General features: G+C 68.3%; 16 protein-coding genes. 5 read left to right on the top strand and 11 right to left on the bottom strand.

The window, feature by feature from the left end; genetic code table 11:
- The first annotated feature begins 4 nt into the window (after positions 1 to 4).
- Positions 5 to 5,497 carry a beta strand repeat-containing protein gene (locus tag WKW82_RS22085; protein ID WP_340344488.1) on the top strand — a complete coding sequence of 1,831 codons (5,493 nt, stop codon included), beginning with the start codon at positions 5 to 7 and terminating at the stop codon, positions 5,495 to 5,497.
- A gap of 221 nt (positions 5,498 to 5,718) precedes the next feature.
- Here WKW82_RS22085 and WKW82_RS22080 read toward each other — a convergent pair whose 3' ends face one another.
- The 4 genes from WKW82_RS22080 to WKW82_RS22065 form a co-directional block, all read right to left on the bottom strand.
- The gene (locus tag WKW82_RS22080) at positions 5,719 to 6,507 is read right to left on the bottom strand and encodes a hypothetical protein (protein ID WP_340344487.1); all 789 of its coding nucleotides are present in this window, start codon (positions 6,505 to 6,507) and stop codon (positions 5,719 to 5,721) included.
- Positions 6,508 to 6,509: 2 nt separating this feature from the next.
- On the bottom strand, positions 6,510 to 8,477 hold the full coding sequence (locus WKW82_RS22075) for an ATP-binding protein (protein ID WP_340344486.1): 1,968 nt from the start codon (positions 8,475 to 8,477) through the stop codon (positions 6,510 to 6,512).
- Positions 8,474 to 9,460 carry an ABC transporter substrate-binding protein gene (locus WKW82_RS22070; RefSeq protein ID WP_340344485.1) on the bottom strand — a complete coding sequence of 329 codons (987 nt, stop codon included), beginning with the start codon at positions 9,458 to 9,460 and terminating at the stop codon, positions 8,474 to 8,476. Before WKW82_RS22070 ends, WKW82_RS22075 begins: the two co-directional genes overlap by 4 nt.
- A 230-nt stretch (positions 9,461 to 9,690) precedes the next feature.
- On the bottom strand, positions 9,691 to 11,604 hold the full coding sequence (locus WKW82_RS22065) for an ATP-binding response regulator (RefSeq protein ID WP_340344484.1): 1,914 nt from the start codon (positions 11,602 to 11,604) through the stop codon (positions 9,691 to 9,693).
- Positions 11,605 to 11,700: 96 nt separating this feature from the next.
- Between WKW82_RS22065 and phnD the strand changes: the two genes are divergently transcribed.
- The gene (phnD, locus tag WKW82_RS22060; RefSeq protein ID WP_340344483.1) at positions 11,701 to 12,774 is read left to right on the top strand and encodes a phosphate/phosphite/phosphonate ABC transporter substrate-binding protein; all 1,074 of its coding nucleotides are present in this window, start codon (positions 11,701 to 11,703) and stop codon (positions 12,772 to 12,774) included.
- Between the two features lie 426 nt (positions 12,775 to 13,200).
- Complete coding sequence (locus WKW82_RS22055; RefSeq protein ID WP_422823543.1) at positions 13,201 to 14,127, top strand: restriction endonuclease; 927 nt, start codon at positions 13,201 to 13,203, stop codon at positions 14,125 to 14,127.
- An 18-nt stretch (positions 14,128 to 14,145) separates the two neighbouring features.
- Here the strand turns inward: WKW82_RS22055 and WKW82_RS22050 are convergent, their stop codons facing one another.
- The 5 genes from WKW82_RS22050 to WKW82_RS22030 all read right to left on the bottom strand — a co-directional run bounded on the left by WKW82_RS22050 (position 14,146) and on the right by WKW82_RS22030 (position 19,403).
- Positions 14,146 to 14,403, bottom strand: a complete 258-nt coding sequence (locus tag WKW82_RS22050) for a DUF3297 family protein (protein WP_340344481.1) — start codon at positions 14,401 to 14,403, stop codon at positions 14,146 to 14,148.
- A gap of 85 nt (positions 14,404 to 14,488) precedes the next feature.
- Positions 14,489 to 15,118, bottom strand: coding sequence for an SOS response-associated peptidase family protein (locus tag WKW82_RS22045; protein ID WP_340344480.1), 630 nt, complete (start codon positions 15,116 to 15,118; stop codon positions 14,489 to 14,491).
- A gap of 155 nt (positions 15,119 to 15,273) precedes the next feature.
- Positions 15,274 to 16,527 carry an NAD(P)/FAD-dependent oxidoreductase gene (locus WKW82_RS22040; protein ID WP_340344479.1) on the bottom strand — a complete coding sequence of 418 codons (1,254 nt, stop codon included), beginning with the start codon at positions 16,525 to 16,527 and terminating at the stop codon, positions 15,274 to 15,276.
- Between the two features lie 90 nt (positions 16,528 to 16,617).
- Positions 16,618 to 18,123: an L-piperidine-6-carboxylate dehydrogenase gene (amaB, locus tag WKW82_RS22035; RefSeq protein ID WP_340344478.1), complete on the bottom strand. Its 1,506-nt coding sequence runs from the start codon at positions 18,121 to 18,123 to the stop codon at positions 16,618 to 16,620.
- A gap of 119 nt (positions 18,124 to 18,242) precedes the next feature.
- The gene (locus tag WKW82_RS22030) at positions 18,243 to 19,403 is read right to left on the bottom strand and encodes a saccharopine dehydrogenase family protein (RefSeq protein WP_340344477.1); all 1,161 of its coding nucleotides are present in this window, start codon (positions 19,401 to 19,403) and stop codon (positions 18,243 to 18,245) included.
- Positions 19,404 to 19,456: 53 nt separating this feature from the next.
- On the opposite strand from WKW82_RS22030, the gene WKW82_RS22025 reads away from it, so the two are divergent.
- Complete coding sequence (locus WKW82_RS22025) at positions 19,457 to 19,642, top strand: hypothetical protein (RefSeq protein ID WP_340344476.1); 186 nt, start codon at positions 19,457 to 19,459, stop codon at positions 19,640 to 19,642.
- Positions 19,623 to 20,075 carry an Lrp/AsnC family transcriptional regulator gene (locus tag WKW82_RS22020; protein WP_340344475.1) on the top strand — a complete coding sequence of 151 codons (453 nt, stop codon included), beginning with the start codon at positions 19,623 to 19,625 and terminating at the stop codon, positions 20,073 to 20,075. The genes WKW82_RS22025 and WKW82_RS22020 overlap by 20 nt, the downstream gene beginning before the upstream one ends.
- Positions 20,076 to 20,096: 21 nt before the next feature.
- Here WKW82_RS22020 and WKW82_RS22015 read toward each other — a convergent pair whose 3' ends face one another.
- A complete protein-coding gene (locus WKW82_RS22015; protein WP_340344474.1) occupies positions 20,097 to 21,476 on the bottom strand; it encodes an AMP-binding protein in 1,380 nt (459 codons plus the stop codon).
- Between the two features lie 311 nt (positions 21,477 to 21,787).
- Positions 21,788 to 25,309, bottom strand: a complete 3,522-nt coding sequence (locus tag WKW82_RS22010) for a pyruvate carboxylase (protein ID WP_340344473.1) — start codon at positions 25,307 to 25,309, stop codon at positions 21,788 to 21,790.
- Positions 25,310 to 25,321 lie beyond the last annotated feature (12 nt).

Genomic DNA, 25,321 nt, shown 5'->3' with positions numbered 1-25,321 from the left:
AGACATGAAGCAACGCAAGAACAATTTGCACCTGCGACCGCTCGCACTGTCGATGGCATGCATCGGGATGGTGTCGGCTCATGCGCAGAGCCTGCCCACCGGGCTGGCCGTGCCACACGGCAGCGTCTGCATTCTTGCGGGTATTGCCTGCAACGCTGCCCTGACGCAGGCACCCGTGGGCGCGACATCGATGACGATCAGGACGTCGGACCGTGCCGTCGCCGAATGGCAGACCTTCAGCATCGCCAAGAACTTCGGCGTCACGATCGAGCAACCGGGCATCAACAGCGTGATGCTCAACCGCGTGACCGGGAAGCAGGCATCCGACATCAGTGGCTCACTCACGGCCAATGGCCATGTGTTCCTGGTGAACCCGAACGGCGTGACCTTCTCGGCCGGCTCGCAGATCAGCGTCGGCGGCCTCGTTGCGTCGACACTGGACGTGGCCGACGGCGACATCATCAACGGCAAGAACACGCTTTTCACGTTCTCGGGCGGCGCTGTGGCGGGCGCCACGGTGATCAACAAGTCCGTCGATTTCAAGACCACCGGCCCGGGCACCATCGCCTTGGTCGGCGCCGAAGTCAGCAATGAAGGCCAGATCAGCGTGGCGCAGGGCAGCAGCATTGGCCTGCTGGCGGGAAGCAGCGTCAGCATCGATTTCCAGGGCGACGGGCTGACCCGTTTCACTGTCGCGGCGGATTCCACGACGGCCAAGGCCCTGGCGACCAACACCGGCATCCTGGAAGCGCCTGGTGGCCGCGTCACGATGCTGGCTGCGCTGAGCCCCTCGCAGGTGACGCCGACCGTGGTCAACCAGAGTGGAACCATCCGCGCGCAATCGATGCAGTTGCGCAACGGCGAAATCGTTCTGGAGGGCGTCGGACAAGGGGCCGCTGTACTGGTCGGCGGAGTACTGGATGCCAGCGCGGCCGATGCGGAGAGCAGCGGCGGCACCATCACCACCAAGGGCTATACGGTCACCGTGGATCCGGCCGTCAGCATCAATGCCCGTGGCGGCGCGAACGGCGCCAACGGAAGCTGGACCCTGAGCGCCGACACCGACCTGCGCGTGCGCTCGCCCGACGACATCATCGGCTTCAAGCAACGCAGCACCGTCGACACGAAGACCATCGGCGACACGCTCGGCAAGGGGACCAACGTGGTCCTCGAAAGCAAGGCGGCCGTCGACGACGATTCACCGGGCGCGGGCGTGATCTTCGTGGAGAACAGCCAGGTGCTCAAGGACGCGGGCGGCGCGGCCACCCTCACTGTCAATTCGCAGCGCAATGTCGTCATGGATAACGGCGCCAGCATCGTGTCGAAGTCGGGCGCCCTCAATGTCAATTTCAATTCCGACTCCGCCGGATCCGATGCCCCACCGGCAGTCACTCAATTCGGCGAGCAACGCGGCGGCATCGTACTGGGCTCGTCGAACATGCCGACCGACGAAGGCGGCAATCCCGTGATGGGCGCCACCATCCAGACCAACGGCGGTGACATCAGCTTCTATGGGCAAAGCAAGCCGGGGACGGGGCGCGCGATCGGCTCGGCGATCCCGGTTTCGGGCGAGGAGCCTGCACTGCAGGCCCACGGCTCGGGCATCGAATTGAACCGCAGCACGGTATCGACATGCGGCATGGGCCAGGACACTTGCAATGCCGGCGGCAACATCAACATGCGCGGCGAAGGCCAATCGTTTGCAGTGGGGCTGGGCAATGTGGCGCTCGGCTTTGGTCTCGAGGGCGTCTTCATCAGCGGCAGCACCGTGACCGCCGGGTCGGGCAACATTGCGATGGAAGGACGCGGCGGCCTCGGCGCTTCGGGCATCCTCGTGGGTGCCGCCACGCTCGACGGTGAAGGCGCCAACATCTCCATCCCCTCGGGAATCAGCGCCTCGACGGGCGACATCTCGCTCCTGGGCAGTTCGCGCAACGCTGCGGGGGACAGTGCGCGTCCCACGGCGGCCGGCAACGGCATCACGATCAGCGCGACCCCGATTGCCACCGGCGGCAATGTGACGCTCGACGGGACGGCCGCGGACATCGGCGGTGTCACCGCGACCACGGCGAACCTGGGCCAAACCTTCGGGGCCGGCACCGGCGTGCGCCTGACCGATACCAACATCGCGGCAGGCAGCGGCAAGGCGCTCAAGATCCTGGGCACCACAGGCAGCCAGGAGTTCCAGATCATCGACGCAGACGGGCCGGTGGTGCAGACCAACTTCGGCAACGCCTGGTCCGTCGACATCAACGGCGGGCAGATGACGACGCCAGGCGGCAAGCTCACGGTCGACGGCCAGGGCGGCAACGTGAGGATGGATGCCTGCTGCACCCCGCTCGGCGGGCCGCCGCTCTTGGTGGCAGGGTTCACCGAGCAAGACATCGGCGTGCTCCTGAGCACGGCCAGCACCACCGAGCCGGGCGGCAGCATCGTGGTCGAGGGCCGCAACATCCTGATCCGCAACGGCGACGGTGATGAAGTCGTTGCGCTCGACAGCAGCGGCGCAGGCAAGGCCGGCACCATCAACGTCCACGCGATCGGGGCTGCCGGCCCGGAGAGCAGCGGCGTGCTGGAGCTCGATAACACCGCGGTCATGGTGGCCAGTGCCTCCCGGCTCACGGGTGATGGCGGCAGCATCACCGCCAAGGGCGACAACACGATCAAGGCCTTTGGCGTGTTCGAGGCAAAGGGCGGGGTCAACGGGGGCAACGGCGGCCAGATCGAAACGTCCGGCGGTGCATTCAACGTCCAGGGGATTGCGGTGGACGCCTCGGCGCCGGCGGGCAAGGCGGGCACGTGGCTGATCGACCCTTTCAACGTGACCATCGACCACGGCGAAGGCGGCGGCGGCCTGGGTGGCGACGTGTTCACGCCACTGATCGATTCGGTCATCCAGGACGGCGACATCAACAGCGCACTGGTCACCAGCAACGTGACCATCAACACCGGCACCGGCGGTCCGGCGGCCGGTGGGGCGATCACGATGAACAACGTGCAGATCGTCTACGCGGGCGACAAGGGCCCGCGCACGTTCACGCTCAATGCCAACCGCGGCATCTCGATGTTCGGGGGCACCATCGCCGGCTACGGCGCCGATCCGCTCAACGTCGCGCTCAATGCGGATGCCAACAACTCCGCCGCGGCCACCGGCGCAGCCGGAGCGGTCAGCATCTTCAACGGCGCCGCGATCTACAGCAACGGCGGCACCATCAGCATGAAGGGCGCGCTGGGCCAGCAGGACTTCGGCGGCTGCGCCGTCTGCATCGCCGGTGCGACCATCGACTCGCGCGGCGGCAACACGGTGACGGGCACCGACGAAGGGGGCATCAATACCTACTCCGGCGGCATCGATGCCAACCCGGGTGGCAACGTCTCGCTGACCGGGCGTGACAGCCGGACCCCGACCGCCTTCCTGCAGACCTCGGGCGCTGTGCTCATCAATGCCTCCACCATCACTGCCTCGACCGGCAACGTCGACGTGCTCGGCACCAGCACGGTCGGTGCCGGCATCGTGGTGACGACCAACCAGGCCCCCACCGGCATCTCCACGACCAGCGGCGGGATCACGCTCACCGGTGTTGGCAGCTATGCCGCCAACACTTTTTCCACGCCGGGGCATGGCGTGCTGATCGACGCCGGCGCGTTCTCCGGCGCGACGGCGACCGTGCAAAGCGTGGACGGCAACATCACGGTGAATGGCCTGCGGCTGGCCAATCCGGTCGGTATTGCGGCCGACAACAACAATGGCGTGATGCTGGGCGCCCGCTCGCTGGTCGCCTCCACCGGCACCGGCAACATCGCCATCACCGGTGAAACACGAGGCACCGCAGCCGGCGTGCTGCTCACGGCGGCAACGGAGCCCCTGCCCGAACAGGAGATCCCGGGCGACCCCGGTGCGCTCGTGACGGGCAACAACGTCGTGGTGCTGCGCGCCGCGAACGCCGGCACCGTCGATGCGTTGTCGGTTGGCGCGCGCGATGAGGGACCGAGCGTCATCGCGGGCACGGTGCTGAACCTGCGCCCAGGCGGCGTCGATGTGGCGGGCACGGCGGACGCGTTGGTGGTCACGCCGGTCGATCGCACCGCCAACCCGATCACGCTGGGCGGCACGGCGGCCACCGGCTTCGCCATCTCGGCCGACACACTCACCCGCATGCAGGCACCGACCCTCGTGGTCGGCAGCAATGCGCATGCCGGCAACATCGACGTGGTCGGCGCGCTGAACATCGCCAACCTCACGCTGCAGAACGGCGGCGGCGGCAACATCACGTTGGATGCGCCGGTGTCGGGCACGCAGATCGGCCTCATCAGCGGCGGCAACATCACGCAGGCCGCGGGCGCGCCGATCACCGCGGGCAAGCTGCTGGCGCTGTCGACCGGCGGCAATGTGCTGCTCGACAACCCGGCCAACAACGTCAGCGCCGACACGGTCGGTGGCGGCGCGGCCGGCATCTTCAGGTACTTCGATGCCGACAGCGTCGCGATCGGCTCGGTCTCGGTCACGGGATTCGATGCCGCGGGCAACCTGCCGCAGCCCGTCACAACCGCCTCGATGGCGGCCGACCAGGTGCTGGTGCGCACCCTGACCGGCGACCTGGTGCTGGCCGGCAACGTGAGCAGCACCACCTCGGCCGACCTGGTCGCGGCGGCCACCTTCCAGAACCCGGGCAACTTCACCATCACCGGCGCCCCGTGGCGCGTGTGGGCGAACACCTGGGTTGGCGAGACGCGCGGCGGGCTGGCCGGCTCGGGACCGCTGCCCAACTACTACAGCTGCGCCTTCCTCGGCCTGTGCGCGGTGAGCGTGTCGCCCACCGACAACCACTTCATCTACGCGCAGCAACCGACGGCCGGCGTCGCCATCGCCGATGCGTCACGCGTGGAAGGCACCGACAACCCGCCCTTCGTCTTCAGCGTGAGCGGCCTGATCCTCGGCGACACGAATGCCGCATTCAGCGGCAACCCCTCGTCGACGGCCGACCGCAACAGCCCGCCCGGTGTCTACACGATCGATGGCGTCAACTTTGTGTCGCCGGCGGGCTATGCGTTCAGTGTCACGCCCGGGCGCTTGACGGTGACGCAGGCGCCGGTGCCGCCGCCACCTCCTCCGCCGCCCCCGCCGCCGCCCCCACCACCGCCGCCACCACCGCCGCCGCCACCACCGCCGCCGCCGATCATCGATCCGCCCGTCGTCGAGCCGCCGATCTCGGAGCCGCCGATCATCCGGCCGCCGATCGTCGAACCGCCCCGCCCCCCCCGCACGGACTTCTCGGGCCTGCCCAAGCCCGACGTGCTGCGCGAGGAGCCCACCACCTATGTCTACGACCGCAACCTCGGCCAGGCGCCGATCTGCCTGGCCACGGGCGCGCTCGACGGCGACCGCGCGGGACAGAGCGGCGACGTGCTCGCCCGCGAATGGTCACGCGTGCGCTCGCGGCCGAACCTGTTGAATTGCGTCAATACGGATCGGCGCAATGGGTGTGCGGATTTCTAGCGGTCTGTCACAGCGCCGGCGCGTTGCCGGCTTCCTGGCCGTCGCGTCGTTGCTCGCGGCATTGTTTATGAAAGCGACATCAAATCGGCAGGCCAGCCCCATTTCCTGGAAGTGTTGATACGGGTAGCCTCGCTGCCCGTCTTGCAAGTGCATCAGTTGGGCTCTACCCGCCTTGGCAACAGGCAAATCAAATCTAACTGGACGAACTTCCAGCTCGAACGCTATGGCCGCCCCGCCCGCACCGCCAACGCCCGCTGCAAGTCCCCCGTATAAGTCCGCAGCCCCTGGTGCTCCAGCCGCGATTGCGCATCCGCGAACACGCGGCCGCCGATGGACTGCCAGCGCCGGCAGAACGCATAGTCCTCGGTCAGGTAGCGCCCATTGCCGGGCTCCGCCAACACGTCGAAGAAGCGGTAGTGCGGCCAATCGGCGGCGCGCGTGTCCAGCGAGCTGTCGGGCGTGTAGCGCAGTTCCGGCATGGCCTCGGCCAGCCGCGTGAAGACGGAGCGCTCGATCAGCATGAAGCCTGTGGGCGCATCCAGCACTTCGACGAACCCGTCCGCATCGACCGTGCGCGCCTCTCGCAATGCATTGAACGGAAACTGCGCGTGCCGGGCTTCGAAGTCGGCGCGCGTGCTGCCCACCGGCATCGGCGAGCGCAGCCCTTCGGCAGGCCAGCCATCGGTCTTGAAGGGATAGATGCCGGCCGCGACCTCCCGCCCGGCGAGCAGCAGGCGCAACGCGGCCTCGGGCTCGAAGCCGATGTCGGCATCGATCCAGAACAGGTGCGTCCAGCGCGGGTCGGCCATGAACTCGGCCACCAGCCGGTTGCGCGCCCGCGTGACCAGGCTGTCCCCATCCAGAAAGCGCGTCTGCATCGAGAAGCCGTGCGTCCACGCCAGATTCACCAACCCCAGCAGGCTGCGCACGTAGATCGAGCTGAGCATGCCGCCGTAGTTGGGCGTGGCGATGAAGGGACGGATGTCTCGCAGTGCTCCGGGGTCGCGCATGGTCAGGCCGACACCGCCACCCGCCGCGTGGACAGCAAGGCCCGCAGCTTCGCCGGCGCCACCGGCTTGGTCAGCAGCAGCACGCCTTCCTGCCGCAGGCGCTGCAGCACGTCCGGTCCGGTCGCGCCGGAGATCAGCACGGCCAGGGCGTCGGGCTGCAGCGTGCGGGCGTTGCGGATCACGGTCAAGCCGTCGTCGTTGCCGGCCAGTTGCAGGTCGCACAGGATGGCATCGAAGGCGTTCTCCGGGTTGGCCAGCAAGGCATGCGCCTCGGCTGCGGTGGCCGCGCAGTCGACGCGGCAGCCCCATTGCGACAGCAGCGTGCGGCTGCCGTCCAGGATCACCGGGTCGTCGTCCAGCACCAGGCAGCGCAGGCCGGCGAGTTGCGTCAGCGGCTTGGCCTCGGGCGCCCGCACCGACGCGGGCACGCCCTCGGCACGCGGCAGTTTCAGCGAGAAGGTGCTGCCCGCCTGCAGGGCGGAGCGCAGCGCGATGCGGGTGCCCAGCAGTGCCGCGATGCGCGCGCAGATCGCCAGCCCCAGCCCGAAGCCCTGGCGCCGGTCGCGCTCGATGTTGGCCACCTGGTAGAACTCCTCGAAGATGCGCGCCTGGTGGATCGGCGCGATGCCCACGCCGTTGTCGCGCACCTCGATGCCGACGTCTTCGCCGCGGCGTCGCGCGACCACCATCACGGTCCGCTCCGGCGCATGCCGGATCGCGTTCGACACCAGGTTGCCCAGCACGCGCTGCAGCAAAGCGGGGTCGCTGCGCACGGCCAGGCCATGTGGCTTCCAGATCAGCCGCACATTGGCCTCGGCCGCCTGCGCGGCATGCTGTGCCGCCAGCTGGTCGAACAGGCCCGCCAGCGGCACGGTGGTCATGCTCGGCGTCAGCACCTGCGCGTCGAGCCGCGAGATCTCCAGCAGGTCGTCCAGCAGCACGCCCATGAAGCCGGTGCTTTCCTGCAGACGTTGCACCGCCGGGCGTTGTGCGGCGGTGGCCGTGGGCACCAGGCCGTCGATGAACAGGCCCATGGCATGCAGCGGCTGGCGCAGGTCGTGGCTGGCGGCGGCCAGGAAGCGGGCGCGCGACAGCGCGGCCTGCTCGGCCTCGGCCATGCGTTCCAGTGCCACCGAGGTGGCCTCGCGCACGCGCTCCTCGCTGATCTGCTGGTTGCGCTGCAATCGTTCGGCCAGGCGGTTGATGTCGTGCGCCAGCCAGGCCAGTTCATGACCGCGCTTGGGCGATTCCTTGCTGCCGACGACTTCGCAGCGCGCGTCGAACTGCCCCGCTTCCAGTTGCGCCACGGTGCGCGAGATGCGGCGCAAGGGGCGTGTCACGGTGCGCGCCATGTGGCGCACCGCAGCCCAGGCCAGCAGCAGCGTGAGCAACGCGATGCCGATGCCCATCATGAGCCAGACGGTGCGCTGGCGCGTGTAGGTCGTGGTGTCCCGGAAGGCCTGCACCAGTCCGATGGGGGCCTGCCCGGCCGTGCTCGTTCCCTCGGGCGAAAAAGCCGTGGCGCGCGAGGCTTCGCGCAGGGTGACGGGCGCGGTGTACACCCGCAGCCGGTCCACCGGCGCCGTGTTGCGCCCGGCGTTGACGTAGACGCCGGCGCTGTTGCTGATCTCGATGCGCGTGACCTGCCCGCCGCGCAGCGCGGCATTGGCGACGTTCTGCAGCGCCGGCAAGTCGCCCGCGTACAGGCTCAGGTCCGACATCGCGGCCACCTGCAGCGCCACGGCCTGCCCCTCCGCATTGAAGGACGCGTCCAGCGCGCTGAGCCGGCTCTGCGTGAACCAGGTGGTGAGCGCCAGCGCCGCCACGGCGCAGGGCACCAGGCCCAGCCGCAGCAGGTCGTGCTGCAGGTTGCCGCGTACCACCAGCGGCGTGCGCTGTGGTTGCACCGAGGCGGATTCGGTGCTGCGCACCCCGTTGCGGACGGTCTGGCCGTTGCTGCGGGCCTTCATCGCACCGCCGTGACGCGTTCCGTCAGCTCGCGCTCGTCCGGCAGGCGCAGGCCCAGCGCCCGCGCGACGGTGACGTTGACCCGCACCGTCGCCGGCGTGGCCGTCTCGACCAGCGCGCCGCCGCTGCCGCCTCCGGCCATCACCTTGCGGCCCAGCACGCGCGCCTGCCGGGCGAGCAAGGCGGGGGTGGATACGGCCGCGGCCAGGCCGCCGGAGCGCACCAGCCCGTCGTTCGCGCCGAACACCGGCACGCCCGCGGTCGCGGCGGCGCGCAGCACCGCCAGCGTGGCGGCCTGGTCGTCGCCGATCAGGTCGGGCAACACCAGCAGCGCATCGCTCCTGGGCAGCAGCGACCTGAGCGCGCGGGCGAGCGAGCGCGGATCGGGCGCGTATTCGACCTGCAAGTCCCAGCCCGGCGCGGCGCGGCGCACCTCCTGCAGCAGCGGTTCCGATTCATCGGTGACGACCATGCCGAGCCGGCGCTTGTGCGGCAATACCGCGTCCACCAGCTCGACCGCGTCGGCCATGGCCGGATCGCGCAGCAGCACGCCGACCCGGCGATCGACCCGGCGCAGCCCGGCGTTGCCCTTGAGGCGTTCGTAGTCGAGGCGGCTCAGCATCGCGAGCAGCAGCGGCTCGGTGCCGGGCCGATCCAGCGCGGCCCGGGCGGCGTCGATACCGACCGCGATGGTGATCGAGGCCGGGAGGGCGCCGCTGCCGTAGCCGGTGGCCCGTCCACCGCGGGTGCGCACGCCGGCGACACGATCATCCTCGACACCCGTCACGTCGGCGTTCGCATTGGCGGCAGGCCCGGTGCCCCGCGGACCCACGCGCACCAGCATGAAATTTCCGCTCGGGTCTTGTGAATCCTTCAATTGCCGCACGAACTCGACATGCGCAGGCAGGTCATCGGCCTGGATCACCGTGATCCCCATCGCTCGTGCCGGGATCGCCAGCAGCAAGGCCAGCGCCAGGAATGGCACGAGCCATACCTTGCGACTGGGTGCGACAAGAGACGTAGGGAACATGAACAGCATGGCAGGGGGTAACTGATCCAATGTAAGGAGCGCACGGCCGTTGCGCGATAAGGCAGACGAGTTATGTCTGCAAGCCCCTGCTTGAGGATGCTCCGGCGGCATCGCGACAAGTCAGCCGATGGGCCTATGCCGAATGGATGAGCGGGTGAAAACCCGTGTTGCGCGGCCAGCGCGCCTTAGTGCTCGGCCGTGGTGGCCAAGGCGGCGAGTTGCGCCGCGATGGCCTGCCGCAGCACCCGCGGCGACACCGGCTTGTAGAGCACCGCGACGCCCGCGCTGGCCACTTCGCGCAGGCGGTCCGGCTTGGTCTCGCCGGTCACCAGCAGGCGCGCCGTGGCCGCGCCGATGCCGCGCGGATGCCGTTCCAGCGCGGCCAGGACGTCGAGCCCGTTGTCGCCTTCGCGCAGCAGCAGGTCGCTCACCACCGCGTCCGGCGGGCGGTCCCATTGGTCCGCCAGCGCCAGCGCTTCCTCGCGGCTTTGCGCCGCCATCACGTCGGCGCCCCAGTTCGTCAGCACCACCTGCAGGCCTTCGAGGATGGTGCGTTCGTCGTCGATCACCAGCACCCGCACGCCGACCAGGCTGGCTTCGCCTTCGGGGCCGGCACTGCCGCTTTGCAGCACCGGCGCCGAATCGGCGGGAATGGCGGAGCGGATCATCACGCGCACGACGGTGCCCCGCCTGGGCACCGAGCTGAGCTCGACCCGCGTGTTGAGCAGGCTCGCCAGCCGCTGCACGGTGGACAGGCCCAGGCCCATGCCGCGCGCGCCGGTGCTGCGCGCCGGACCGATCTGGAAGAACTCCTCGAACACCCGCTTCTGGTGTTGCTGCGCAATGCCGATGCCGGTGTCGCACACGTCGATGCGCACCCCCTTGCCGCGCCGCCGCGCCCCGATCAGCACGCCGCCTTCATGGGTGTGGCGCAGCGAGTTCGACACCAGGTTGTTGAGGATGCGCGACAGCATCACATAGTCGCAGCGCACCCAGAGGTCGGTCTTGCGCACCACCAGGCGCAGGTTCTGCTGCTCGGCCACGGCGCGGAAGTTGCGGCTGATCTCGTCGAACAGGCGGTCCAGCGGAAAGTCGATCCATTGCGGCTGCAGCACGCCGGCATCGAGTTGCGACAGGTTCAGCAACTCCGAGAACAGCCGGTCCAGCGAGTCCACGCACTCGCGGATGTGGCCGATGCGCTGCAGCTTCAGCGGGTCGGTCTCGCCGTTGGAGAGGCCATCGGAAAACAGGGTCAGCGCATGCAGGGGCTGGCGCAGGTCATGGCTGGCGGCGGCCAGCAGCCGGGTCTTGGCCTGGCTCGCGACCTCGAGTTGCTCGTTCTTGCTTTCCAGCTCGGCCGTGGCCTGGGCGATGCGGCTCTGCAGCAGGCGCTGGCTTTCGCCGAGGGCGCGCGCGGCCTGGTTGAAGCCGTGCTGCAGCCGGCGCACCTCGGTGGTGCCGGTGACCTGCACGCTGGCTTCCTTGCCGGCGCCCAGGCGGTCCACCGCTTCGCCCAACTCGCGGATCGGCGCGCTGATGCGCCGCGCCGCCCACCAGGCCGCCAGACCCACGCCGATCAGGCTGGCCGCCAGCACCCCGGCCACGTTGAGCCAGACGTTGTTCTTGGCCTTCTGCACCGCGTCGAGGCTGATCTCCACCATCACCTTGCCGATCGGGCTACCTTCGTCGCTGACGACTGCGGCCACCACCTGCAGCCCTTCCGCCTTGCCGGGCGCGGGGCTCTCCGCGTCGGCCACGATCTCGCCGTCGCTGGTCCAGATCTGCACGCGCTGCACCTGCGGCTGCGTGCTGCCCGACTGCGCGGCACGCAGCAGCGCACGCCGGTCCATGCGCGCCAGCGGCGTCTGTGCCATGGCGGCCACCTGCAGCGCCACGGTCTGGCCGTTGGCCTGCATCAGGTGTGTGACACTGCCCAGGTGCTGCCGGGTCAGCACCGCGATGGCGCCCAGCGTGGCCACGATGGCCGGCAGCAGGGCGAGCAGCACCAGTTGCTGCGCCAGCGAGAACTGAGTGAGCGATCGCAGCGCACGGGCCGGGAGGGCCGGCGAAGGGGTGGGAGCCGCGGCGTCAGGTGTCACAGCGTTGGGTGTCAAGTAGTCAAAAACGTCACAAGTTGGTATTTAATTGTGGTCCCCGTGCTTCACATTTGACTACCGGACCCGACCCGAAGATAGATGCAGCTTTCATTCGTTCGCCCCATCGGCCCGGCTGCCGCGCATCGTCGGGTCGATTGGATGCGTGTCCTCGTCGTCCATGCCTTGCTCCTCTGCCTCGGGTTGTTCGTGGCGGCGCGGCCTGCGTCGGCACAGGGCAACAGCAACCCGACGGCGGCGGTGCGGTTCGGCATTCTGCCCCTCGGCGGCGCTTTCGAGTCGCGCAATGACTGGGAACCGTTGCTGGCAGACATGAGCCGCGTGCTGGGGCGGCCGGTGGCGGTGCTCTCGGTCAGCTCGTATGAAGCGCTGGAGCGCGCCATCGAGCGCGACGAGGTCGACATGGCCTTCCTGTCCGGCAAGATGGCGCTGGACACCGTCACCCAGCGGCGCATGGTGGTCGTCGCGCAGGTCACGCGCCACGACGGCCTGCCGGGCTACCGCGCCACGCTGCTGACGCGCAAGACCGGTGCGCCGACCACGCTGAAGGAGATCCTCGACAACCCCGGGCGCTGGCGGCTGGCGCGCGGCGAGAGCCGGTCGGTGTCGGGCTTCATCGTGCCGCAACTGCAGTTGTTCCTGCCCCACCAGATCGCGATGGAGACGCGTTTCCGCAGCGAACTGATCGGCACGCACCAGGCCACCGCACTCGCGGTCGCCAACGGCGAGGCCGACGTCGCGACCAACAACACCGCCGACTTCGAGCGATTCACCCAGCAGTTCCCGGCCGAGGCGCAGCGCCTGCAGGCCGTGTGGCAGTCCGACCTGATCCCGCACGCGCAGATCGTGGTGCGGCGCGCCTACCCGCCGGAATTCCAGCGCAAGGTCCAGGCCTTCCTCGTCAACTACGGCCGGAGCAAGGGGCAGGCGGGCGACAGCGAGCGCATCACGCTGAAGTCACTGCACGACCTGGCCGGCTTCGTGGCGGCGGACAACGCGTCGCTGCTGCCGGCGGCCCGGCTGGCCTACCAATTGGCGAGGCAGACCGCGCTGACGGCGCAGTGGGTGAACGAGGCGGCGAAGCAGGCGCGGCTGCAGCGCATCGAGAGCGGGTATGCGGAGCAGGTGGGGGTGTTGAGGGATGCGGCGCCTTGATTCACTGAAGGCCGTGGCGGACTGCTCTCGCGCTTGAGTCGATGTGGCTTTGCCATCTCGACTCAATCCCCCGCGGGGGGCCGGCTGGGCGCAGCCCGGCTCTGGGGGCTCTTGAGGCACGCCCGGCATGCGGTGCGGTGTGGTCGACCCTGCTCCGCCGGCCCCTGCGGGGCTGCCCTGCGCTGCTCACGTTTCGCGGGGTCTTGCAGAACTCGCCTTCGGCTCAGACAGCTGCAAGCCCTTGTCCGCGAAACGCTGCGCTGCTCGGCGGCGCAGAAGGGTCGACCACACCGCACCGCATGCCGGGCTTTGGGGTGATCGACTGGCGCGTCCCTTCCCCGTAGGGCAATACGTCCACCGAGCCGGCTGCGGGGCGTAGGGGTCAGCCGGGTACAGTCAGCGACAACTTCAACCGCTCCACTTTCCATGCCCCGTCGCAAGAAATCCAGCACCGCTGGAGACTTCATCGACTTCATCGCGCTCTTGCCTTGGTACGTCGGGCTGGCTGTTGCGGTGGTCTGTTATGTCCTGCTGCATGGCGCGGCAACGCCAACCACGTTGGCAGTGACAAAGCCCGGGGACATGGCCGGCGCCATGGTCGGCGCCCTCTGGCCCATGTTCGCGAACATCGGGCAGTACCTGATTCCAACGCTGTGCGTGATTGGCGCTGCGGCTTCCGCATGGCGCCGCCATGCCCGCCGCGCGCTCGTCGAAAACGTCACGCGGTCCGAGGCAGCAGACAGCCTGGATGACATGAGCTGGCGCGAGTTCGAAATGCTCGTGGGGGAAGTCTTTCGCTTGCAGGGTTACAGCGTGCTGGAGAACGACGGCCCCGGCCCTGACGGCGGCATCGACCTGACCCTGCGCAAGGATGGCGAGAAGTACCTCGTGCAATGCAAGCAATGGCGTGCTTTCAAGGTGTCGGTGCCTGTCGTGCGCGAACTCTATGGCGTGATGGCCGCCAGCGGCGCCTCAGGCGGATTCGTCGTGACCTCTGGGCGGTTCACGGCAGAAGCGGAGGAATTCGCCAAGGGGCGCAATATCCAACTGATCGATGGACCCAGACTGCAGCAGATGCTGCGTCAAGCCAAGGCGTCCGGGCCGTTGGCCTCGGCGCCAGTGGCGCCACCGCAGGTCAAGCCGCGTCCACAACCCGCACCGATTCAAGCTGTCGCGACGCAGGCTGCCCCGATTCAGGCTCAGCCCGTTGCGACGCAGGCTGCCCCGATGCAAGCCCCCGCGTGCCCGAGATGCAGCCAGCCGATGCTGCGCAGGACCGCGAAGAAGGGCGCCAACGCCGGGAATGATTTCTGGGGATGCTCGACATACCCGCGTTGCAGGGGCACGGCATAGGAACCGCCCCGCGCGAACCTACTTGTAATAAACCTCCACCCGCCCCTTCAACTTGATCAGCAGCGGCTTGCCCTTGCGGTCGAGTGCGCGGCCGGCGGGGACCTTGATCCAGCCTTCGCTGACGCAGTATTCCTCGACATCGAGCCGGTCCTTGTCGTTGAAGCGCACGCCGATGTCGTGCTCGAACACGGCGGCCACATGGTGCGGGCTGCGCGGGTCGATGGAGAGGTGGTCGGGCAGCGGTGGCTTGGGAGCCTGGGTGGTTTCTTCGGTCATGGGGTCGGATTCGTTGAACGCGCCATTTTCGTTGCAGCGCGTACTGCTCCCCGAATCGGCAACGCGCATGCCATCCGAGGAGTGGCTATGGCGCGTCGCGCGGTGGACCGCTGTCCACGGGCGTGCGCAGCAGCTTGCCAAGGTCGTAGGGCCGCAGGCATGCGGCCGCCTCTTCCACCGGGCAGTGCAGCCAGTCGTCGAGCCAGCCTTCGCGCAGGAACACGGCCCGGCGTTCGCCCGGAAGTTCCTCCGAAGGCAGCGTGAGCAGCGCAAAGCTCTCCACGCATTGGCCGTCGGGCGCGCGCCAGCCGTTCCAGAGCCCGGCCAGGGCGAGCGGTTGGCCGTCGGCGCGCGTGACGCGCACCATGCGGTGGTCGTTCTCGCCGCGGCGATAGAGCGCATCGGCGAGCACGATGCAGCGATGGCCGCGCTTCCAGGGTTGCAGGAAATCGCGCTCGCCGGCCGCTGTTTCGCCGCGTGCCTCGAAGGTGGCGGGGTAGTCGGGCGTGCTGGAGAAGAGCGGGATCAGTCCCCACCGGCCCAGCGCCGCCTCGTAGCGCGAATCCGGCGACGCACCGCCGCGGTCGCCGCGCGGGCGGCGCACGAACAGGCCCCGTTCACCCGGCCGTACGAAAGGCGCGGGCGCGACGCAGGCCAGCTGGAACCGCTCCTGGTAGTGGTGCGTATCTCGGGCGGACTCGTAGACGATCGTCATGGGATGCGTGGGACGTTCCGGCTCGCTTGGGTGTGACAGTGTCGCGGGGCCGATTGTGTACCGATCGAAGAGCCTTCCGTGCGCAGGTTGATACGCAATATCCCGCTCTTTTCGATGTGAATGCTGACCATTTGGCGACATTCGAGAACCAAAGTTCACAAATGGAAGCGCGATGCGCGAAATGGCGCCGGATCGAAGTCGCAAGGCGCGCCGGCCATCATGGCGCCCAGCAGCGCCGCCGTGCCCGGGCCGGTGCTGAAGCCGATGTGCTGGTGGCCGAACGCGAGCCACAGGCCAGGATGTCTCGTGCACTCGCCGATGATCGGCCGGCTGTCCGGCAGGGTCGGCCGGCTGCCCATCCAGGCATCCGCCTCCAGCCGCTGATCGAGTGGAAAGGCCTCCCTTGCCGCACGTTCGGCCAGCTCCAGTTGAACCAGATTGCGCGGCGCATCGCGTGCCGTCAGTTGCACGCCGGTAGTCAGCCGCAGCCCCTGCGCCATCGGCGACAGCACATAGCCGCCGCCGGTGTCGTAGATCGGCCGGCCCAGCGATGCGCCGCCCGCGGCACCGTAGTGCATGTGATAGCCGCGCTCGAAGGCCATCGGCACGTGCAGGCCCAGCGTCTTCTTCGCGAACTCGCGCGTCCACGGGCCGAGCGCGAGCACCACGCGTGCGGCTTCATGCGTTGCGCCCCCTTTCTCGACGATGCGCCAGGCATCGGCTTGCGATCGCTCCACCTTGTCGACGAGGGCCTGGCGGATGCGACCGCCGCGTGCGACGAACAGGCGCGCATAGGCCTCGACCACCTTGCCCGGGCTGTCCACCGACGCCGCATCCTTGATCCAAAGCGCGCGCGGGAAGATCGGCTTCAGATTGGGCTCCAGTGCCGCCAGTTCGCGTGCATCGAGTGCCTGCGTGGCGACGCCGAACCTGTCGTACGTCTCGCGGGACAGGCGGCCCGCGGCGAACGCCTCTTCCGAGCGGTAGAGGAACACCCAGCCGGTCTCCCGCAAGCGATGTGCGACACCGGCCTCCGCCAGCAGTCGCCGGTGCGCCTGCCCCGAAAGGCGGATCAACGCGTCGAGCGCCGTCGCGGTCTCCTCGAAGGCGCTCGTGCGTGCCCGCGACAGGAAGCCCAGCGCCCAGGGCAGGTTGCTGGCGATGAAGGCCGGGTCGTAGCGAAAGCTGGCCGATGTGTTCTTCAGCAGCTTGGGCAATGAGGCCCAGAGCCCCGGGTTGTTGAAGGGAACGAGCGAACTGCGGGCGAGCACGCCGGCATTGCCATAGGAGGTCTCGCGGCCCGGCGCGCTGCGGTCGAGGAGGGTGACGTCAAAGCCACGCCGCTGCAGTTCGAGCGCGCAGGAGACGCCGACGATGCCGGCACCCAGGATGGCCACTGTGTTCTTCATGAGGGCGCCATTCTGCGTTGCAGGGAACGCGGCTCCCACGAGGCGCGCGAGAAGGCGCGAAGATTTCGCAGCAGAAATATGCGTGCCTTCTCATGAGAAATTGATGCCTTGCGCGAGCGGCAGCTCTTTCGAGAAGTTGATGGTGTTGGTGGTGCGACGCATGTACTGCTTCCATGCGTCGGAGCCGCTCTCGCGGTCGCCGCCGGTCTCCTTCTCGCCGCCAAAGGCGCCGCCGATCTCCGCGCCGCTGGGGCCGATGTTGACGTTGGCCATGCCGCAGTCGGAGCCGGCCGCCGAGAGGAAGGTCTCGACCTCGCGCAGGTCGTTCGAGAAGATGCACGACGAGAGACCTTGCGGCACATCGTTGTGGATCGCGATGGCTTCGTCGAAGGCGTCATAGGCGAGCACGTAGAGCAGCGGCCCGAAGGTTTCCTCGCGCACGATCGCGGTCTGCGCCGGCATCTCGACGATGGCGGGGCGCACATACCACGCGTTCGGGAATTCCTCTGCCAGCATCCGCTGGCCGCCAGCGAGCACCTTGCCGCCTTGCTGCTGCGCGGTGGCGATCGCGTGCTGCAGGGCATCGAAGGCCCGCTGGTCGATCAGGGGACCCACCAGCGTACCTGCGACCAGCGGATTGCCGATGCGCAAATCCGCATACGCCTTCAGCAGCTTTGCCAGCAGCGCCGCCTTCACCGAGCGATGCACGATCAGCCGGCGCAACGAAGTGCAGCGCTGGCCGGCCGTGCCCACCGCGCTGAAAAGGATCGCGCGCACCGCCATGTCGAGGTCGGCCGCGGGCGTGACGACCATCGCGTTGTTGCCGCCCAGTTCGAGGATCCGCTTGCCGAAGCGGCTGGCCACCTTCGGCCCGACGATGCGGCCCATGCGCGTGGAGCCGGTCGCCGAGACCAGCGGAATCGACGGGCTCTCGACGAGCATTTCGGCCAGCGGCGCACTGCCGATCACGATCTGCGCCAGGCCGTCCGGCGCCCTGTCGCCGAAGCGGGCGATGGCGCGCTCCAGCGCCCTGAAGGTCGCCAGCCCCGACAGCACCGCTTTCTCCGACGGCTTGAAGATCACCGGATCGCCGCACACCAGCGCCAGCGCGGCATTCCATGCGAACACCGCGCTCGGGAAGTTGAACGCCGTGATGATCGCCACCGGACCGAGCGGATGGTACTGCTCCATGATCCGGTGGCCCGGCCGTTCGGACACGATGGTCTTGCCATGCAACTGGCGTGACAAGCCCAACGCGAACTCGCAGATGTCGACGCCTTCCTGCACCTCGCCCAGGCCTTCCTCGATGATCTTGCCGGCCTCGATGGAGACGATCCAGCCGATGTCGCGCCTGGCCTCGCGCAGTTCCTCGCCCCACAGGCGCACCAGCTCGCCGCGCACCGGTGCGGGCACCATGCGCCACTTGAGGAAGGCGGCCGCGGACTTGGCGATCGAACCGTTCACTTCGTCTGGCGAGGTCTCGCGCAGGCGGGCCAGTTCGGCGCCGTCGACCGGCGAGCGCACGGCCAGTGCGCCGCCCTGGATCTCGCCGACGGCAATGCCGCAGCGCTGCAATACGGACAACAGTTCACTCATTTGCTTTTCCTCGATGCGTTGGCGTTGGCGTTGGCGTTGGCGTTGGGCGTGGGCGTGGGCGTGGGCGTTGGGCGTGGGCGTGGGCGTGGGCGTTGGCGTTCTGTGTCGTTGTCGTCGGTTCAGGCGTGCGCAGGTTCGGCCCGCACCTCGGCGCTCAGAGGTGATGCGCCCACGCCCTTGCCGCCCAGCCCCGCGTAATAGTGCCCGACCTTCGTCGCCAGGAACTGCGCGAGCGGCACCTGCTCCTGCCCCACGAAGCCCTTCGCCGGCAGCTTCCCCTGGAGCAGCAACTCGAACACGCCCACCACGCCCGCAGCCGTCGTCAGCTCGATGGCAGTCCGGTCCTTGCCGCGCAATGCCGAACCAAAGACGCGGCACACACGCGTCTCCTGCTCGAAGCGCCCCTCGCGCAGACCCGATGCCGACGCGAAAAGGATCACCACGTCCTCGCGACTGTGCGGCACCGCATGCTCCAGCACCTGCCGCAGCAGGTCGCGCCGCTCGATCAGGCGCAGGTCATGCAGCAGGAAGTCCATCGCATCGCGGTGGCCCGGATAGCGGATCGTCTTGTAGTCGAGGTTGCGCACCTTGCCCTTGAGCGTCTCGCACAACGTGCCGAGGCCGCCCGAGGTGTTGAAGGCCTCGAAGGCTTCCGCATCGAGCGTGAAGGTCTCGTGCCCTTCCATCGGCTGCACCGAGACGAGCTGGCCGTTGACGATGGCATCGCACGGGTTGCAGTACTCGTTGATGACGCCATCGATGCTCCAGGTGAAGTTGTAGCGCAGGCTGTTGGTGGCATTGCGCGTGAGCGCCCCGACGCGCAGGCGCAGGTCGTAGAGCTCGTCGAAGTGGCGTGCGAGTTCGCCGCCGAGCATGCCGATCACGCCGGGCGCCAGTCCGCACTGCGGCATCAGCAAGGACGTGGCCTCGGGCGAGAGGGCGCGGATCGCCCGGGTGGCCGCGACGTCCTCGGTCAGGTCGAAGTAGTGGACGCCGCATATCGCTGCCGCGGTGGCCACGCGCTGCGCGAGGTAGAAGGGCAGGCAGTTGATCACCACTTGATGCGCCGAAAGCTCCGCGCGCAGCGCTTCGTCGTTCTCCACGTCCAGTGCGATGCGGCGCACCAGCGCATCGTTGTCGTGGCCCGTGCCCGGCTTCACATCGGCCAGCGTCACGGGCAGGCGGTGGTGCTGCGCAATCATGTCGGCCACCGTGCCGCCGACCTTGCCTGCGCCGAGCACCAGGACTTTGTGGATGTCGTTGCGCTTCTTCGTTGTCATGTCGTTCTCCTTCATGCGGCTTGATTGCGAAGTCGTGTCAGGCACCGTGCCCGATGGAAGAATTGTGGAAACGGGTGCTGGCAGATGCCAGCGTGCAGAACGTCGAAAGCGCGCGTGGGTTCGTCGATTCGACGAGCGCTTTCGTCATGTCGATGGCGGTGGGTGTGGAAGCGATGCAGGCAACGCCACAATCGGACGCCAATGCTTCAGAGCCCACCCATGGATTCACGACTCGATGACCTCGACCATCACCTGCTGGCGCTGCTCCAGGCCAATGCGCGCGAGCCGGCCGCCAACCTTGCACGCAAGCTGAAGATCGCCCGCACCACGGTGGTCGCGCGCATCGCGCGGCTGGAGCGCGAGGGCATCGTCGCCGGCTACGGCGTGCGGCTCGGCCACCGGCTGGAGCAGGCGGTGGTGCGCGCCTTCTGCGGCTTGAGCGTCAATGCGAAGGGCGCATCCGCGGTGATGCGCGCGCTCGATCGCCTTCCTGAGGTCGAAGAAGTCTGGGCCGTCAGCGGCGAGTTCGACTACATGGTGCTGTTGCGCTGCGGCACGCCCGAACAACTCGACGCGTTGCTCGACCAGCTCGGCCAGATTGAAGGCGTGAAGCAGACGCAGACCTCGATCGTGCTCAGCCGCAAGATCGACCGGCGCGGCGCCGTCACATAGTCAGGCGAAGGCGGTGATGGATCAGGCGGGCACCGCAGCCGCGCAGCGCACCCATTGGCGGCCCACGTCTTCCTTGCGGCCGATGACCTTGAGGAAGCCGCGTTCGTCGAACTGGCCGATGTCGCCGGTGCGGAAGTAACCGTCCTCGGTGAACGCCGCGGCGTTGGCTGCAGGCTGTTGCCAGTAGCCGCGCATCACTTGCGGGCCCTTCGCGCAGATCTCGCCCGATTCGCCGACCGGCACTTCCACGCCCGCATCGTCCAGCAGCTTGATGTCGGTGGAAGGCAGGGGCAGGCCCGCGTGGCCGCTGAACGCCTCGATGGAGGGCGGGTTGATCGCCAGGGCGGGCGATGTTTCCGCCATGCCGTAGCCTTCGCGGAGGAAGCTGCCGGTGATCGCCTGCCAGCGATCCGACATCTCGGCGACGACCGACGCACCACCCGCCCCGGACAGGCGCAGGCGCGACCAGTCGACCTCGGCCAGGCCGGGATGCTGCAACAGCCCGACATACAACGGGTTGCCGCCGACGAAGACAGTGGGCCGTGCCAGCTTCAGCGTGCCGACCAGCGCGTCCATGTCGTGCGCGTTGCTCACCAGCCAGTTCTCCGCGCCGATCGAGAAGTAGCTGATGAAGTTCACCGTGCATCCGAAGATGTGATACAGCGGCAGCGCCGTGACCACGACCTCCTCGCAGTCGCGCGTGGCGTGCGGCAGGAAGGCCTTGAGCTGCTCGGTGTTGGCGACCAGGTTGCGGTGCGACAGCGCCGCGCCCTTGGACGGGCCGGTGGTGCCGCCGGCGTATTGCAGGAACAGCAGGTCGTCGCCGTCCAGTTCGACGGGCTGCCGCGGCAGCAGCGAGCCGATGCGCAGCGCATCGGGGAAGCCGACGGCGCCTTCGATGCGGTCGGGTGTGCCGGGCTTCCAGCCGAGCGCGTCGCCCATGGAAGGGCGATGGGCCACGATCACATGGCGCACCGGCGTGGTGGCGATGACTTCCGCCAGCATCGGCAAGGCCTCGGTGAGGAGCACGATGCACTTGCTGCCCGAGTCCTTGAGCTGATGCTGGAGTTCGTCCGGCGTGCTGAGCGGATTCAGGTTGACTTGCACCGCGCCGGCCCGCATGAGCCCCAGCAGGGCGATCGGAAAGGCCACGATGTTGGGCAGCATGACGGCCACGCGGTCCCCCTTGCGCACGCCCATGCTTTGCAGGTACGCGCAGAAGTTGCGCGAGATCGCGTCGATCTCGGTGTAGCTGTAGCGCTGGCCGTGGCTGACGAAGGCGGTCTTGCCGCCGTAGCGCGTCATCGCGGCCTCGACCAGTGCGGTGACCGAGGGGTGGATGTCCGGATCAATTCCGGTCGGGAGGCTCCCGTAGGAGTCGAGCCAGGGGCGTGAAGTCATTTTGCGTTGTCGTGGCCCGGGTCGAATCCGTTCCTTGGCGCAAGTGATTTGGCTTCAGGCGGAGGGGGACATCGGGCCTCTGTGGAGATGAAAGAACGCCGATGGTGCCGGTCGGCGGCGGGGAAGACTGTTCGTTTCTTATCAATTGAGGCGCGCGAAGGGAGCCCAGTCGCCCCTCTGTGCGAAATTTCTCAGGGCACGGACGACTTTTCCCACGTCGCTCGATCCACCCTACCGCCTCATGCGACTTTGCAATCAAGTAGGAACAAGTCGGAGCGCCGCAGGCGGGAAGGCAGGGCGAACGCGCGCAGTCATGGATTTGACGGCGAAGTCGTATCGGCCCTCCACTCCAGCAGCAGATCCTTCGCCTGCACCCGATCCCCCGGCTTCACCAGCACGCGCTCGATCACGCCGTCGCGCTCGGCCACGATGTGCGTTTCCATCTTCATCGCCTCCAATGAGACCAAGGTGGCGCCGGCCTGGATGGACTGGCCTGCCTGCACCGGCACGGTGACGATGGCGCCCGGCATCGGCGCGCCGACGTGGCGCGGATTGCCCGGCTGCGCCACCTCGCGCTTGAGCGCCGCCGTGGCGCCGGCCTTGGCCACCTGCACGGTGCGGGACTGGCCGTTGAGTTCGAACTGGACCTTGACAGCGCCCGCGGCCTCGTCGTCGTGGATGCCCTGCAAACTGACCAGCAGCGTCTTGCCGGGGTCGATCTCCAGCGCCACCTCGTCCTGCAGGCGCAGGCCGTAGAAGAAGGTCGGCGTCGGCAGCACAGAGGTGTCGCTGTGCGTGTTCAGGTGCTGGTGGAAGTCGCGCGCCACCTTCGGGTACATCAGCGCGCTGGCGAGTTGGCAGTCGTCGAGCGGCATGCCGGCATCGGCTTCGGCCTGCGCGCGCGCAGCTTCCAGGTCGACCGGCGGCAAGGCGTCACCGGGACGGTAGGCCGCGGGCGGCGCGACGCCATCGGCCAGCTTCAGCACCTTGCGCGACAACGCCGCTGGAAAGCCGTCCGGCGGAAAACCCAGCTCGCCCTTGAACAGCGACACCACTGATTCCGGGAACGAGATCTCGTGCGAAGGGTTCTCGACGTCGGCCGGCGTGAGGTCGTTGGCGACCATCATCAGCGCCATGTCGCCGACCACCTTCGACGTGGGCGTGACCTTCACGATGTCGCCGAACAGCCGGTTCACGTCGGCGTAGGCCTGCGACACCTCGGTCCAGCGGTGCTCCAGGCCGAGCGAGCGGGCCTGCTCGCGCAGGTTGGTGTACTGGCCGCCGGGCATCTCGTGGCGATACACGTCGGCGGTGCCAGCGCGGATGTCGCTCTCGAAGGGCGCGTAGAAGCGGCGCACGCCTTCGAAATAGGTGGACGCGGCATGCAGCGCATGCTGCGACAGGCCCGGGTCGCGCTCGCTGTGCATCAGCGCGGCGGCCATGCTCGACAGGTTGGGCTGCGAGGTGAGACCGCTCATCGCATCGAGCGCGCCGTCGACCGCATCGCAACCCGCTTCGACTGCGGCCAGCACCGAGGCTGACGCGATGCCGCTGGTGTCGTGCGTGTGGAAGTGCACCGGCAGGCCGGTCTCCTCCTTCAGCGCCCTGACCAGCGCCGTGATGGCGCGCGGTCGGCACACGCCGGCCATGTCCTTGATCGCCAGGATGTGCACGCCGGCCTTCTGCAACTCGCGTGCGATGCCGGTGTAGTAGGCCAGGTTGTACTTGGGCCGCGATGGGTCGAACAGGTCGCCGCTGTAGCAGATCGCGCCCTCGCACAGCGCGCCGGATTCCAGCACCGCATCGATCGACACGCGCATGTTCTCGACCCAGTTGAGCGCATCGAACACGCGGAACAGGTCGATGCCCGAGGCGGCCGCCTGCTTGACGAAGAAGCGCACCACGTTGTCGGCATAGCTGGTGTAGCCGACGCCGTTGGCACCGCGCAGCAGCATCTGGAAGAGGATGTTGGGCACCTGCTCGCGCAGTTGGGCCAGGCGCTGCCACGGGTCTTCCTTGAGGAAGCGCATGGCCACGTCGAAAGTCGCGCCGCCCCAGCATTCGAGCGACAGCAACTGCGGCAACTCGCGTGCGTAGAAGGGCGCGATCGGGAGCATGTCGGCGGTGCGCATGCGCGTGGCGAAGAGGGACTGGTGGGCGTCGCGCAAGGTGGTGTCGGTCATCAGCACGGGCTTGCTTTCCAGCATCCATTGCGCGAAGCCCTTGGCGCCAAGGGCGCGCAGCCGGTCGCGCGAGCCGGTCGGGATGGGCTTGGCCAGGTCGACCTTCGGAAGGAGCGGCTTGATGAAGGGCAGCTCGGGCAGCTTGCGCCCCTTCATCTCCGGATGGCCGTTGACCGTGACGTCTCCGATGAAGCCGAGCAGCCGGCTTGCGCGGTCACGCCGCTTCGTGAACTCCAGCAAGGCCGGCGTGGTGTCGATGAAGCGCGTGGTCACCGTGCCAGCGGCGAAGTCCGGATGGTTGATGACGTTCTCGAGGAACTGCAGATTAGACGCGACGCCGCGGATGCGAAACTCGCGCAGCGCGCGGTCCATGCGCTGGATGGTCTCCTTCGCGGTCGGCGCCCAGGCCGTCACCTTGACCAGCAGCGAGTCGTAGTAGGGCGTGATGACCGCGCCGCCATACGCCGTGCCGGCATCGAGCCGGATGCCGAAGCCGGCCGCGCTGCGGTACGCGCTCAGGCGGCCGTAGTCGGGCAGGAAGCCGTTCTCCGGGTCCTCGGTGGTGATGCGGCATTGCAGCGCATGGCCGTTGAGCTTGATCTCCGACTGCGGCGGCACGCCGGTGGCGCGTTGCGTCACGTCGATGCCGGCTTCATCCTCGCGCAGGCCGATGCGACCACCCTGGCTGATGCGGATCTGCGCCTTGACGATGTCGATACCCGTGATGAGCTCGGTCACCGTGTGCTCGACCTGGATGCGCGGATTGACCTCGATGAAATAGAACTTGCCGGTGTCGGCGTCCATCAGGAACTCGACGGTGCCGGCATGCGTGTAGTCGACGGCGCGCATCAGCTTCAGTGCGCTGTCGCAGAGACCCTGGCGTGTCGCCTCATCGAGGTAGGGTGCCGGCGCGCGCTCGACCACCTTCTGGTTGCGCCGCTGAACGGTGCAGTCGCGCTCGAAAAGGTGCACCACGTTGCCGTGCGTGTCGCCGAGGATCTGCACCTCGACGTGGCGGGCGCGCTGCACCAGCTTCTCGAAATAGACCTCGTCGTTGCCGAAGGCGGCCAGTGCCTCGCGCCGGGCCGCGGCCAGTGCGCCTTCCAGTTCGCCCTCGCCCTGGATCGCGCGCATGCCGCGACCGCCGCCGCCCCAGCTGGCCTTGAGCATCACCGGATAGCCGACCTCCGCCGCCATGCGCTTGCATTCGGCGATGTCCAGCGGCAGCGGCGCCGTGGCCGGCATCACCGGCACGCCCGCGGCCACGGCGGCATTGCGCGCGGCCACCTTGTTGCCGAGCGTGCGCATCACGTCCGGGCGTGGCCCGATCCATTCGATGCCGGCATCGAGCACCGCCTGCGCGAAGTCCGGGTTCTCCGACAGGAAGCCGTAGCCTGGATGGATCGCGTCGACCCGTGCCGCGCGTGCCACGCCCAGGATGTCGTCGATGTCCAGGTAGGCGGCCAGCGGCTTCTTGCCTTCACCCACCAGGTAGCTTTCATCGGCCTTGAAGCGGTGCAGCGCCAGCCGGTCCTCGCGCGAATAGATCGCGACGGTGCGCATGTTCATCTCGGACGCGGCACGCATCACGCGGATGGCGATCTCGGAGCGGTTGGCGATGAGGACGGAACCGATGGGTCTGGAGGACATGGGGTCTTTCGT

The sequence above is a fragment of the Variovorax rhizosphaerae genome (genome assembly GCF_037889975.1).
GTDB classification, from domain to species: Bacteria; Pseudomonadota; Gammaproteobacteria; order Burkholderiales; family Burkholderiaceae_C; genus Variovorax; species Variovorax rhizosphaerae.
The sequence above is the reverse complement of the archived record's forward strand: the minus strand, read 5'-3'. Positions and strand labels throughout refer to the sequence as shown.